10 protein-coding genes are annotated in these 13,230 nt (G+C 64.4%); 6 read left to right on the top strand and 4 right to left on the bottom strand.

Translation table 11 applies throughout. The annotated features are described in order from the left end of the window. Window positions 1–38 precede the first annotated feature (38 nt). Window positions 39–1,874: an acyl-CoA dehydrogenase gene (locus RFA01S_RS06705; protein WP_027495393.1), complete on the top strand. Its 1,836-nt coding sequence runs from the start codon at window positions 39–41 to the stop codon at window positions 1,872–1,874. A 347-nt stretch (window positions 1,875–2,221) separates the two neighbouring features. Here the strand turns inward: RFA01S_RS06705 and RFA01S_RS27405 are convergent, their stop codons facing one another. The 4 genes from RFA01S_RS27405 to RFA01S_RS06685 form a co-directional block, all read right to left on the bottom strand. After that, window positions 2,222–2,812 (bottom strand): hypothetical protein, encoded by a 591-nt coding sequence (locus RFA01S_RS27405; protein WP_139278396.1) that lies wholly within the window; start codon window positions 2,810–2,812, stop codon window positions 2,222–2,224. A 968-nt stretch (window positions 2,813–3,780) separates the two neighbouring features. After that, window positions 3,781–4,272, bottom strand: a complete 492-nt coding sequence (locus RFA01S_RS06695) for a flavin reductase family protein (RefSeq protein WP_032369483.1) — start codon at window positions 4,270–4,272, stop codon at window positions 3,781–3,783. A gap of 170 nt (window positions 4,273–4,442) precedes the next feature. Then, window positions 4,443–6,671 carry a VanW family protein gene (locus tag RFA01S_RS06690; protein WP_052060395.1) on the bottom strand — a complete coding sequence of 743 codons (2,229 nt, stop codon included), beginning with the start codon at window positions 6,669–6,671 and terminating at the stop codon, window positions 4,443–4,445. A 228-nt stretch (window positions 6,672–6,899) separates the two neighbouring features. Further along, window positions 6,900–8,204, bottom strand: a complete 1,305-nt coding sequence (locus tag RFA01S_RS06685; RefSeq protein ID WP_052060394.1) for a PucR family transcriptional regulator — start codon at window positions 8,202–8,204, stop codon at window positions 6,900–6,902. A 184-nt stretch (window positions 8,205–8,388) separates the two neighbouring features. On the opposite strand from RFA01S_RS06685, the gene RFA01S_RS06680 reads away from it, so the two are divergent. Genes RFA01S_RS06680 through RFA01S_RS06660 form a run of 5 tightly spaced genes read left to right on the top strand, consistent with a single transcriptional unit; the run spans window position 8,389 to window position 13,152 of the window. Next, window positions 8,389–9,174 (top strand): ABC transporter ATP-binding protein, encoded by a 786-nt coding sequence (locus tag RFA01S_RS06680; RefSeq protein ID WP_052060446.1) that lies wholly within the window; start codon window positions 8,389–8,391, stop codon window positions 9,172–9,174. After that, window positions 9,164–9,886, top strand: a complete 723-nt coding sequence (locus RFA01S_RS06675) for an ABC transporter ATP-binding protein (protein ID WP_052060393.1) — start codon at window positions 9,164–9,166, stop codon at window positions 9,884–9,886. The genes RFA01S_RS06680 and RFA01S_RS06675 overlap by 11 nt, the downstream gene beginning before the upstream one ends. 26 nt (window positions 9,887–9,912) lie before the next feature. After that, window positions 9,913–10,791, top strand: a complete 879-nt coding sequence (locus RFA01S_RS06670) for a branched-chain amino acid ABC transporter permease (RefSeq protein WP_032374817.1) — start codon at window positions 9,913–9,915, stop codon at window positions 10,789–10,791. Between the two features lies 1 nt (window position 10,792). Next, window positions 10,793–11,836 carry a branched-chain amino acid ABC transporter permease gene (locus RFA01S_RS06665; protein ID WP_032406062.1) on the top strand — a complete coding sequence of 348 codons (1,044 nt, stop codon included), beginning with the start codon at window positions 10,793–10,795 and terminating at the stop codon, window positions 11,834–11,836. Beyond that, window positions 11,833–13,152: an ABC transporter substrate-binding protein gene (locus tag RFA01S_RS06660; protein ID WP_032406061.1), complete on the top strand. Its 1,320-nt coding sequence runs from the start codon at window positions 11,833–11,835 to the stop codon at window positions 13,150–13,152. Before RFA01S_RS06665 ends, RFA01S_RS06660 begins: the two co-directional genes overlap by 4 nt. Window positions 13,153–13,230: the final 78 nt, after the last annotated feature.

Genomic DNA, 13,230 nt, shown 5'->3' with positions numbered 1-13,230 from the left:
TCACGAGACCGCACCACCGACTGGAGAGCGAACGAGCAATGGGCCATTACAAGAGCAACCTCCGGGACCTCGAATTCAATCTCTTCGAGCTGTTCGGACTCGACGAGACCCTCGAGGGCGACAACTTCGGCGACATGGACGGTGAAGTAGCCCGTGACATGCTGCGCGAGGTAGTACGCCTGGCCGAGGGCCCCCTGGCGGAATCCTTCGCGGACGCCGACCGCAACCCCCCGGTCTTCGATCCCGAGACCCACAGCCTGAAGCTGCCCGAATCCTTCAAAAAGTCCTACAAGGCCCTCGCCGACGGTGAGTGGTGGCGTGTCGGCCTCGACGAAGAGGTCGGCGGCATGGCAGCGCCTCGCAACCTCTTGTGGGGCATCAACGAGATGCTCCTCGGCTCGCAGCCCGCCGCCTTCATGTACTCCGCAGGCCCCGGCTTCGCAAACATCCTGTACCACAACGGAACCGACGAGCAGAAGGAATGGGCCAAGGTCGCCGTCGAGCGCCAGTGGGGTGCCACCATGGTCCTCACCGAGCCCGACGCCGGATCCGACGTCGGCGCAGGACGCACCAAGGCGATCAAGCAGGACGACGGCTCCTGGCACATCGAGGGCGTCAAGCGCTTCATCACCTCGGCCGTCTCCGACGACCTCTTCGAGAACATCTTCCACCTCGTGCTCGCCCGCCCCGAAGGTGCCGGACCCGGCACCAAGGGCCTGAGCCTGTTCTTCGTTCCGTCCATCCTCTTCGACTTCGAGAAGGGTGAACTGGGAGAGCGCAACGGCGCCTTCGTCACCGGCGTCGAGCACAAGATGGGCCTCAAGGCCTCCGCCACCTGTGAGCTCACCTTCGGTGGCCACGGCGTCCCCGCCAAGGGCTGGCTCGTCGGCGAGGTCCACAAGGGCATCGCGCAGATGTTCGACGTCATCGAGCACGCTCGAATGATGGTCGGCACCAAGGCAATCGGCACCCTCTCCACCGGCTACCTCAACGCACTCGAGTACGCCAAGGAACGCGTCCAGGGCGCCGACCTGACGCAGATGACCGACAAGACCGCACCGCGCGTCACCATCACGCACCACCCCGACGTGCGCCGCAGCCTCATGATGCAAAAGGCGTACTCCGAGGGCCTGCGCGCGGTGTACCTCTACACCGCCGCACACCAGGACCCGATCACCGCCAAGCAGGTCTCGGACGCCGACGAAGACATCGCCTACCGCGTCAACGACCTGCTGCTGCCCATCGTCAAGGGCGTCGGCTCGGAGATCGCCTACCAGGTGCTCGCCGAATCGCTGCAGACCTTCGGTGGCTCCGGCTTCCTGCAGGACTACCCCGTCGAGCAGTACATCCGCGACGCCAAGATCGACTCGCTGTACGAGGGCACCACCGCCATCCAGGCGCAGGACTTCTTCTTCCGCAAGATCGCCCGCGACCGCGGCGTAGCCCTGGCTCACGTTGCCGGACAGATCAAGTCGTTCATCGACAGCGAAGCAGGCAACGGACGCCTCAAGGCCGAGCGCGCACTGCTCGCCACCGCCCTCGAGGACGTCCAGGCCATCGTCACCTCGATGACCCAGCACCTCATGGGCGCACAGGACCAGCCCACCGAGCTGTACAAGGTCGGCCTGGCATCGGTGCGCTTCCTCATGGGCTTCGGCGACCTGCTCATCGGCTGGCTGCTGCTGCGTCAGTCCGAAATCGCCATCGCCGCACTGGACAACGGCGCAGAGGGCAAGGACAAGGCGTTCTACGAGGGCAAGATCGCAGTGGCCTCGTTCTTCGCCAAGAACATCCTGCCGCAGCTCACCGCCACGCGCGCCATCCTCACCAACATCGACAACGACATCATGGAACTGGACGAAGCAGCATTCTGATTCCCTGAAACCTTCGACGGCCGCACCTGTTCATCGGGTGCGGCCGTTGTTCTATGTGCGCCGGGTGTGGGTTGGTTGACGGCCTACGTAGCGGCGCAAACGCGCGCGCGTTTGTCAGATGCGCGCGAATTCTGCGGAATACTTAGGCGATTTCGCGCGCGTTCGGCAAATGCGCGCGCGTTTGCGACCTAGCCGGGGCCGATGGACTTCACGCGCCACGGACACCGAACCCGACCCACGTAGACGCTCCCCCGGTAAAGGCTTCCCCCTAGCCCTGGCGACGCTTCCCCCGGCCCCGGCGCAAACGCGCGCGCGTTTGTCAGATGCGCGCGAATTCTGCGGAATAGTTAGGCGATTTCGCGCGCGTTCGGCAAATGCGTGCGCGTTTGCTCCCGACTCGATGCAATTCGCACGCTGCCTCGCGGTGGCGGCAAGGCAGCGGCCCGTTCTACAGCTCGGGCAACGCGAGCCACCAACTCTGCTGGATTCGCCAGGTCCGCCCAGGTCCAGCGCACCACCGGATATCCGAGATCGCGCACCGCGTCCTCCCGTACCTTCTCCCTGAACACCACGTCGCCGGGGTTCTCATCCTGTCGTAAGTATTTCGTGTACTTGGCTTTACCGTCGAACTCGCATACGACGAGGCCATTGACCATCCAATCGATCCGTGCCACCGATCGCCCACTTGGATCCAGGATCTCCACCTGAGACTCGACGTCGAATCCAGCCTCGCGCAATATGATTCGACTCTGCGATTCCCCGGGGTTTTCACTGCGCCCGTCCATGAGGTTCACCGCTCGTCGCGCCTGCGCCACACCTTTCCAGCCCCTAGCCCGCTGCAACTCCGCGTCGAGCTCACTCTCGTCACAGCACTTCAACGCCACGTCACCTGCGATTACCGCAGACAGCAGCGTCTCGGTTCGAGCAAGGTCGACCACTGTCCGAGCCAGAGAGGTCGCCGAGACACCGTCGACCGTCACGCTCGATAAGGACGGTGCACAGTGCACGGTCACAGCCGTATTCGTACGACCGCCGCCGCGGCGGTGTCGGGTGACGTGAACCTTGTCCAATCCGCCAGTGGGTAAGGGTAAACCGTGCAGCAGTGCAGCCGAACGGTGACTGACGACGTAACCACCGGACAAGATCGGCAAAACCGCATCGATCAACAGTCTGTGCCGCTCCTGTTCTGTCAGCCCGGCCAATCTCGACGACGGAACGTAGACGCCATTCACAAAACGCTCCCAGCCACCCCGCTCATACATTGCGCGCAACTCGTGATCGGCGCTCCCGTCTGCCAGCGCCTCGGAGCGTCGAATCATTCGGTCGTCCTTCATGCTCCGAGTCTCGGCCATGCGTCGACGGAGTCGAGCTCGAAAGCTGACGACTGTGCACAACTCCGGGCTTGTGGATGAATACAGGTACCGGCGTACCAGTTCGCCTAGCTGTCAGTCCCGCAAACGCGCGCGCATTTGTCAGGTGCGCGCAGAATTGTCGACTATTCGGCCACTATGTCGCGCGCGTTCAGCACGTGCGCGCGCGTTTGCGAAGCAGACGGAGCCGAAACAGGTGGACGAGCAAACGAGGCCGCACCGAGCGAAGCGCAGCTGCACCACCAGGAGAACCGGCTCGGCAAAGCGTCGCCGGCCGACTTCACGAGACCGACCTGACAAACGCGCGCGCATTTGTCAGATGCGCGCAGAATTGCCCGTGATTGGGCTACTATTTCGCGCGCGTTCAGCAAGTGCGCGCGCGTTTGCGAAAACCGGAGGGCGAACCGAACAAGCCGAAGGTGGGCGGACAGGGCCGAACCGGTGGGCGAACCGAACAGGCCGAAGGTGGGCGGACAGGGCCGAACCCGTGGGCGGGCCGAACAGGCTGAAGGGGGCCGAACCAAGTCGAACAGCGGTTACTGCTGAAGTTTGCGGAACTTGCTGCCGTGGAACACGATTGGATTCACTTCACTCTGCACTTCGAGGGAATGGATGCGTAGCAACACTATTGCGTGATCGCCCGCTGGAATTTGTTGCTCGACGGTGGTGTCGAGCCAGGCGGTGGCACCGACGATGAAGGCCGCGCCCCCGTCGGTGACGGTGAGGTCGAGACCGGCGAAGCGGTCACCGGTCTTCGCAGCCAGAGTGCGGACGGCATCGTTGTGTGCTTCCCCGAGCACGCTGACGCCGATGTTCGGCGCAACTTCCAGCTTCGGCCACGTGGTCGACGTGTTCTGGATGCACACCGCTACCAACGGTGGATCGATCGACACCGACACGAAGCTACTGGCCGCCAAGCCCACCAGGGCACCGTCGATTTTCGCAGCGATCGCCACGACGCCGCTGGGGAACTGCGCGTACGCCTCACGAAGTGTCTGTTGATCGAGGACGGTGCGTGTGAGCGTCATGGAGGATGCTCCCTTTCGATCGTGCGGTGCCGAGCGCACCTCTACTGTTGCAACCTCGTCGCGGCGGCATTCGTTCCGGGCATACGTCTACATCCAGCAAACACCCGATCGAGCGTCGACGCCACAGTCCGAATCCGCGTGATTCGAAGTGACACGTCGAGCACAGGACGTCACTCGTCGTCGTTCGGGCGCGGGGGGTCGTCGGGTTCGGGGGTCGGAGCCGGACGATCGGGCTGGACGCATTTCACGATCGGGATGGGGTCGTATTTCACGGTTCTGGTGTTGCGCGAGATCTCCCTGCCCGACGCGGCGTCGCTGATCACCCGGGTGTCACTGGCGGTGAATCCCGGTCCCCCGCCGGATGCGACGCAGCCGGCACCGGCCGGCAATGTCACGGTATTGGGCGAGGTGGGCCGCGTCCGGGGCCCGGTGATCGATTCGACGTCGACGGTTTTGGTGCCCCACAGCCGGACGGTGACGCTGGACGAATCCGCGAACGACTCGATCACCACGCCGGTGTCGTTGGGGTTGGTGAACTTCAGGTCGATGGCACCTTCGAAGACCGTCGCCTCCCGGGCCTCGGGGTATCGACTGATGTAGTAGCTGTGCTCGGTGTGGTCGGTGTCTTCCATGCCCGCGAAGTACGACGCGTTGTACAGAGTCGTCGCGAATTGGCTGATGCCGCCGCCGACGGCACGATCGGGTCGACCGTTGTCGATGATTCCCGATTCGACGAAGCCCTGAGCGGTCCCGCGCGGACCGGTGTACCCGTTGAGCGAGAACGTCTCCTTCGGCTTGACCAGCGCGCCGTTGACGATCTGCGCGGTGAGCCCGATGTTCACGCCCGACGCGTACTCGAAACCTCCGGTCGTGTACTCCGCGACCACCTCTCGCACGCCGAGATTCTCAGCCGCTTCGGTGGTCAGGGCAGGCGGTGCCGGTTCGTAGACGGCCTCGGTCGAGCGCGGACCGTCCGCAGCCAGCAGGGCGGGAAGCTGCTCGAGGGTCTTGTTCCACTCGACCAGCTCACCCATCACTCCGGGAACGACGGTGGGAGCTCCGCCGGAGAACGTGAACGACGCGTCCTTGGGCGGAACTTCGGTGCGGACCAGTTGCGGAGCAAGAATGCCGGTGGCGATACCGGTGTCGTAGATCGGCGTGAGACCGCCCTGCCCGTCCGGGTCGAAGCGCAGCACCTCACCCACACGGTCCACCGGCAACGTTGCATCCACGTTCTGTCGACCTTCGATGACCACCGGCTCAGAGACCGCGGGGGCCGCGACGTTGGACAGAGCCTGATCGACCGCATCCTGCGTCACGGTGACAGGGGTGGATTCGTACACGACCTCGGTCGCACCCGTCGACCACTCGGTCTGCAGATTTCGACGCGTCCCGTCGGCGTCCAGAACTCGCCCGGCCAGCGGTTCGACGGCTACCGGGGTGGCACCTTCGAAGACGACGTCGCCTTCGACGGGCGCACGGTCCGTCTCCGCTCGCAGGCCGTCGATGGCTACCGAGAGTGCCTGCTCGTCGGTGGTCGAGACGACGCCGATCTCCCGGCTTCCGAACAGCGACGTCAGACGCGTGATCGGGTTGATGGGCTGCGTCCCCGCGCGATCGAGCGTCGCGTTCCAATCGACTCCCAGCCCGGCCGCGGCAGGCAACACCTCGACCTGCCGGTCGTCGATGCCCACCTGAATCGGCTCCTCCGCCCGAGGTCCCAATTCGGCACGCAGTACGGCCTCGGCGTCGGAATGACTCTTGCCGCCCACCTCGATACCGGCGACGGTCACACCGCGCGGAACCCGATCGCTGGAAGCAATCCAGTCCGCCGCGTACAGCAACCCGAGGACGGCAACCACCGCGCCGGTACCGATGGCAATCTTCTTCCACGGCGGCGTGGACCCGGATCCGTCGTGCTCCGACGGACCGTTCTCAGGACGAGTAGAGGGAGGTTCGGCCGGTGGCTGAGGTTGCCCGGCGTCAGAGGAAGAGGACGGTAGAACAACGGGCTGCGCCACCGTCGGCGATTCGTCTGCCACCGGTGCGGGCTGCGCGTTCGCGCCGGGTGCAGCAGACTCGGCCTCGCCGATTTGGTCGACGTCCGGATCTCCGGCGGTATCGAGGTCGGCAACCGGCTCGGATCGGTCGATCTCGGCGGTGCCATCGGCTTCGGTTCCCTCGGCCAGCGTCGGCTCGGCATCGTTCGATTCGGCTTTGTTCGCATCGGATTCCGTGGCGTCCTGGCCCTCGGAGACCGGCTGCTCTGCGTGCTTCGGCTCCTCGGCGTCGTCGCGGATGGCCCCGAACACCTCGGTCGGCGTGTCGTACGGCGGTACGTCGGGGCGGGGCTCGGCACCCTTCGGCGCGTCACCCGACCTACTGTTGCCCTCGCTCACATTCGACCCTTCCAGGACCGTCGATTCATATTCCGGCCTGCTGCGCGGCGTACCCCGCGGACGAGCTTACGCAAACCGCACAGCACCGCTCGTTCTGAGACCCTCGCACGCGCCGCACGCAAAAGGCCCCGCACTGCTGCCGGGTCGGGGGTCAGGCAGCAGTACGGAGCCACACGGAATATATGCAGACTTCAACCACTCGTTACAGCGAGTTCGGAATTGCCATCGTCATTTCATTCGATTGAATGAACCGTGGGTCGTCGAACCGTCGTCCCGCTCCACGGCCCGCGCCCAATGCCCCGTCCTGACCAGCGCAAGAGTGAGCAGAAGCCGGTCGCGTGCATCGGTCAAGTCACGCCCGGTCAACTCCTCGATTCGACGCACCCTGTAGATGACGGTGTTGCGATGGCAGTAGAGCGCCTTCGCAGCGTTGGTGGGCGAACCGTCCGAAGCGAGCATGTGCGCCAACGTGTCGAGCAACGTTTCTCGGTGGGGCTCCGGATGCGTGAACAGAGCGCCGAGCGCATGGCGAACCAACAGTTCCGACGACTGATCATCGGCGGCCATGATCACCCTCGGTAGTCGGTCCGTCGCCAACGCGACGCCACTGTCTTCGGTGATGGTCTCGGCCGTCAGTGCCGCCAGGCGATACGCCGCCGCGAACGACGCCACGCCCTCGGGCGAATGCGCCACACCGACCGGGCCGACCGCCCGCGCGGCTAGGGCGTCGATGACCGATCTCCACGATCCGGTCCCGAGTGCCACGAGCGCGAATTGGTGCCCGTCCCGAGTGTTCCAGTGGGACACTGCGCCGATCTGGTCCATCGCGTCCTCGGGCGCGGGGAGCGGAGGCGACCCCTGATCGTCGAGCGGGCCGACCACGCAGGCGATCTGCTGTGAGGCCGAAAGGCCAAGGGTCGCGCGGGCCTCGATCACGAAAGCCGGATCGCCGCCTCGGCCCGACCGGAGACCGTCCAAGATCACCAGCACATTGGCGAGATCGCGCTGCTGCATACGCGCGCTCTCCTGGCGGTACGCCTCGACGAGAGTTTCGTACTGACTGTCCAGCGCTCTCCACAACTGCTGGCCGGCGACGAGCAGTAGATGCTCGTCGATCACGGATCTGCACTGTTCACGCTCGAGCATCAACTCTTCCCACAGCGTCCGACTCCCGAGCGTATACGCCTTCAGCACCAACTCCATCGGAATGCCTTGGCGCGCACGCTCTCTCCCGGTGCGACGCCATACCTCTCGGGCGTTGTCGCCCGCGGCCGCAAGACCGGACAGCGTGCGTAGGCCCTGGCTGATATGCGCGCGAGTACTGCGACGAATTTCGCCGGCGATGTCAGGAGTGGTGCTTGCCAGGTACGCGGGTTCCTGCTCTATCAGCGCCAGCGTGATCGAGTCGGCAATCGCATCCGCCCGCGGCAACAGCGCGGCCCACGCACCGCGAATCTTCTCCTGTTCGGAGGGCTTCACAGCGCCGCGCGCAGCGGATCGCGACGTCGCGCGACGCACCCCGGGAGAAGCCATCCGCCCATTTTTGCGCACAGAGCCCACATCACAGGGTGATTTGACCGTTACTGGTGCCCAGACACCCAAACATTCTGTGCGGAGCGCCCATACCGCGCGTTGTGCTGGACGCCCCATAGTGGACCCAACAGATTGTGAGGTGCATCACTTGAACTCTCTCGACACGATGGATCCGGTCCTCACCATGACGGACGTCGACGTGTCCTTCGGCGGCATCGTCGCGCTCTCCGGAGTGACCATCGAGGTACGCCCCGGCGAAGTCCTCGGCGTCATCGGACCCAATGGGGCAGGCAAAACCACACTGTTCAACGTTGCGTGCGGTCTCGTTCGACCCCAATCGGGAACCCTGGGCCGACACGGCGAAACCTTGAGCCGCCTGCGCCCACACGACCTGCCCCGGCTCGGCATGAGCCGAACGCTGCAGGGACTGGGACTGTTCGATCGAATGACCGTGCTGGACAACGTCATGGTCGGGGCCGACCGAACGGCACGCACCGGAATCCTCAGCGGCCTCCTCGGCCTTCCCTCGAGCGCGGCCGACGACGCGGCGGTCCGCTCGACCGCAATGAACACCCTGGAACGACTGCGCATCGACGGCTACGCGCACCGGCTGCCACCGAGCCTGCCCTACGCGGTGCGCAAACGCGTGGCCCTCGCGCGCGCACTGGTAAGCGAACCGTCGTTGATCCTGCTCGACGAACCCGCCTCGGGCCTGTCCAACGACGAAATGAGCGAACTCGGTGACGAAATCCGCTCTCTCACATCAGCAAACAAGGATTCCCACCCGGACCGACCGGCAACATCGGTCATGCTCGTCGAACACCACATGGACCTCGTCATGACCGTGTGCGACCGGATCTACGTCCTCGACTTCGGCAAGGTCATCGCCCAAGGCACACCGGATCAGATTCGGGAGGATCCGGCCGTACTGGCCGCATATCTCGGAAACGAGGTGGCACATGACAACTGACGCGACACACCTGAAGATCACCGACCTCACCGTGCACTACGGGCCGGTCACCGCCCTCGATTCGGTGTCGATGACCGTCACCGCGGGCACGATCACCGCCGTACTCGGAGCGAACGGTGCCGGAAAGACCACGCTGCTGCGCACTGTCTCCGGCCTCCTGAAGCCGACGTCGGGACGTATCGAGCTCGCCGGCGTCGACATCGTCGGCATACCTCCGGATCGCATGTCCCGCAAAGGGCTTGCACACGTGCCCGAAGGCCGGGGCGTGATAGCCGAATTGACCGTCGACGAGAACCTTCGCCTCGGTGCGTTGGGACGCAACAGAAGTCACGACGCCGTGACCCTCGATCGGATCTACGACATGTTCCCGCCGCTGACCGGACGCCGAACCTCGTCGGCGCACATGCTGTCGGGCGGAGAACGGCAGATGCTGGTGATCGGTCGAGCACTGATGGCAACGCCGTCGGTTCTCCTGCTCGACGAACCGTCGCTCGGGTTGGCGCCGAAAGTCGCCGCTCAGATCTTCGAAACGCTGCGCGCACTCGTCGATTCCGAATCGATGACGGTCGTGCTCGTCGAACAGAACGCACGAAGTGCACTGTCCATCGCCGAACATGCCGTCGTCCTCGATCTGGGCAAGGTCGCGGTGGAAGGCCCGGCCGACACCTTGGCCGGGGACGACGCCCTCCGACACGCCTATCTCGGGTTCTAGAGCAAGCCGAAAGGACGCCAGCCACAGTGCAACAACTGCTCACCATCCTCATCAACGGCGTGACGACAGGCATGGTCTATGCCGCGTTCGCCCTCGCTCTCGTCCTCATCTGGCGATCGACCCGCATCGTCAACTTCGCCCAGGCACCGATGGCCATGATCACCACGTACGTCGCATTGGTCGTCATCGACGCCGGTTACTCGTACTGGTTGGGCTTCGGAGTCGCGCTGCTCAGCGGACTGCTGTTGGGAGCGTTGATCGAACGACTCGTCATTCGGTTCGTCGACAGCTCCTCGCACATCAACCCGGTGATTCTGACGCTCGGGTTGTTCATCATCATCCACGCGGTTGCGGCCATCATCTTCGGGAACCAATTTCGTTCGTTCCCAGCACCGTTCGGTCTCACCGGCCAGAAGGTCGGGGAGATCAACGTGGCCCTGACCGGATACGACGTGTTCAAGATCGTCGCCGTTCTCGTGGTCCTGGGCTTGCTGATTCTGCTGTTCCGGTTCACCGATCTGGGACTGAAGATGCGCGCCAGCGCATTCGAGCAGGAGGTGGCGAAGCTGCTCGGAGTCCGGGTGAGTCGAATGCTCACGCTCGGTTGGGCTTTGGCCGCAGTTGTCGGATCGCTGGCCGGGCTGCTCATTGCCGGCGGCTCTCTGGTGCACCCCGGGTACATGGACTCGATCGTCGTCTTCGGCTTCGTCGCAGCCGTTCTCGGCGGTCTCGACAGCCCGGCAGGCGCAGTGGTCGGAGGCCTGCTGATGGGCGTCGGGCTCAGTTTCGTCAGCGGCTACCTCGGCCAGGACCTCGTGTCGAGCGCGGCGTTGATCATTCTGATCGTCGTTCTCCTCGTCCGTCCGAGCGGGTTGTTCGCCAGCGCAGCAGCCAGGAGGGTATGACGTGAACTCAACTCTCACTCGAATCACGGCCACCCCGGTACGACGCCACTTCCTCTGCGCTGTTATCGGACTCGTCGTCATCGTGCTGGCGCTCGAATCACTGAGCACCTTCCGTCAGAGTCAGCTGACGTCGGTCGCGTACCTGGCGATCGCAGCCGGCGGATTGACCGTGCTGACCGGTCTGAGCGGGCAGCTCTCGCTCGGGCACGGTGCGTTCATGGCCGTCGGTGCGTACACCGCGGCATTGATGCTGCGGGCCAACGATTCCGGATGGTCGGTGCCCCTCGTACTGCTGGCCGCCACCGTGATCTCTGCCCTGGTGGGCGTGGTCGTGGGAGTGGCCGCCGCCCGACTGCACGGCCCGTACCTGGCCGGCGCGACGCTGGCTCTGGCCGTCGCCGTACCGGGACTGGCCCTGTACTTCTCGGACTACCTCGGCGGTGAACAGGGTCTCGTCGTCCCGGCCCCGAAAGTGCCGGAGCTGATCGACGACATGATGTTCTTCGTCACCGGAAACGAGCTCAGCGGAACCAAATTCGTCGCCTACGTCAGCTGGGTGCTGCTCGTCGTCGTGTTCTTCCTGTTGGCGAACGTCTCGTCGAGCCGGATCGGCCGTCGCTGGCGGGCCGTTCGGGACGACGAAGTAGCCGCCGAGCTGTCCGGAATCGCCCTCGGGCGGGCACGCATCCTGGCGTTCGTCGTCAGCGCCGCATGCGCGGGTGCCGGAGGTGCCGTCCTCGCGATGTCGGCGCGGATCGCGGCCCCGAGCGGGTTCACTCTGACGCTCTCCCTGACATTGCTCTCCGCCGTCGTCATCGGCGGGCTCGGCACTCTGTCCGGGGCACTGATCGGGGCGTTGCTGCTCACCTACATCCCACCGGTGGTCACCAACCTCGGACTCGATCTGGGGCTGAGCAGTCTGCAATCCGCCGAACTCGCACCACTGGTGACCGGCATCTTCACCGTCCTGGTCATCCTGTTCGCCCCACTGGGTCTGGTGGGCACGTTTCGAAGGTTGCGTTCAACCAGAAAAGAGATGAAATGAAGAAGTTCGGATCGGTGGCGGTCAGAACGACCGCACTCGTCGCCGTCGTCTCGTTGGCCGCAGCGTGCGGTGCAGGCGGTAGAGACGAGGCAACAGAATCCTCGGAAGGCTCGACGATCGGCATCACCGACACCTCGGTGAAGATCGGAGCCCACTTCCCCCTGACCGGGGTCGCAGCACCGGGCTACAGCGAAATACCCACGGGCGCAAAGGCTTACTTCGACTACGTCAATGCCGCGGGCGGCGTCAATGGCAGGCAGATCGAGTACGTCGTTCGTGACGACTCCTACGATCCGACGACCACCACCCAGGTCGTCAACGAACTCGTCCTCCAGGACGAAGTGTTCGCCGTCGTCGGTGGACTCGGCACAGCGACGCACAGCGCAGTCATCGACTTCCTGAACGAGGAGGGTGTGCCGGATCTCTTCGTCTCCTCCGGCGCGATCATGTGGGGCAACGACCCCGAGAAGTACCCGAATACCTTCGGCTGGCAGCCCGACTACCAGGTCGAGGGCAAGATCATCGGCGACTGGGTGACGAAGAACCGGCCCGACGCCAAGGTCGGGCTGTTCCTCCAGGACGACGATCTCGGCAGGGACAGCGAAGCCGCGGTACGCCAGTATCTCGACGACCAGATCGTCGAGGTCGTGCGCTACACCTCCGGCAACACCGATGTCGCACCACAGATCGCCGCTCTACAGGGTGCCGGAGCCGACCTCGTGCTCGGCTTCAACGTCCCGTCGTACACCGCACTGAGCCAACTGACCGCGATGCGGCTCAACTACGATCCCGAGTGGTTCTACAGTTCGATCGGCTCCGACGTCGACCTGGTCGGTTCTCTGCTCGGACGCTTCTCCCAGGGCGCGGTCACCAACGGTGCCCAGTCCCTCGAAGGCATGATTTCGCTCGAATACATCCCCGGCGTCGACTCCCCCGAGAATCCGTGGACGCAACTGTGGCAGAAGGTCTGGGCTCAGAACGGAACAGGTGACCCACTGACCAACTACCGCATCTACGGACTCAGCCAGGCGTACGCGTTCGTACAGGCACTTCAGGCGGCCGGCGAGAATCCCACCCGTGAGGGCATCGTCTCCGCGATCCAGGACGGCGGAATGGACTTCCAAGGCCCGCAGCTGGCCCCGTTCCGATACTCCGACGAAAGCCACCTCGGAATCTCCGGAGCCAGTGTCTTCCAGATCCGTGGAGGTGTACCCGAGTACCTGACTGCCGTGTTGCAGACCGACATCGGAGACTCGGCAGTGGAGGAATACACCGGGGACGAATCGACTCCGCCGGAAAGCGGCATACCCGGCTGACCGGATACGAAAAGGCACGCAGAGCGAGCTCTGCGTGCCTTTTCGACGTTGTGATCAGCAGATCCGAAAACCCCTCGT

It is taken from the genome of Rhodococcoides fascians NBRC 12155 = LMG 3623 (assembly GCF_001894785.1).
Taxonomy (GTDB): Bacteria; Actinomycetota; Actinomycetes; order Mycobacteriales; family Mycobacteriaceae; genus Rhodococcoides; species Rhodococcoides fascians.
This window is presented reverse-complemented; position numbering and strand designations above follow the sequence as displayed.

Bases quoted from the DNA above. Each gene is read 5' to 3' on its own strand.
- RFA01S_RS06695 (WP_032369483.1), bottom strand. From the start codon at position 4,272: ATGACGCTCACACGCACCGTCCTCGATCAACAGACACTTCGTGAGGCG.
- RFA01S_RS06660 (WP_032406061.1), top strand. From the start codon at position 11,833: ATGAAGAAGTTCGGATCGGTGGCGGTCAGAACGACCGCACTCGTCGCC.
- RFA01S_RS06675 (WP_052060393.1), top strand. From the start codon at position 9,164: ATGACAACTGACGCGACACACCTGAAGATCACCGACCTCACCGTGCAC.
- RFA01S_RS06680 (WP_052060446.1), top strand. From the start codon at position 8,389: ATGACGGACGTCGACGTGTCCTTCGGCGGCATCGTCGCGCTCTCCGGA.
- RFA01S_RS06705 (WP_027495393.1), top strand. From the start codon at position 39: ATGGGCCATTACAAGAGCAACCTCCGGGACCTCGAATTCAATCTCTTC.
- RFA01S_RS06685 (WP_052060394.1), bottom strand. From the start codon at position 8,204: ATGGCTTCTCCCGGGGTGCGTCGCGCGACGTCGCGATCCGCTGCGCGC.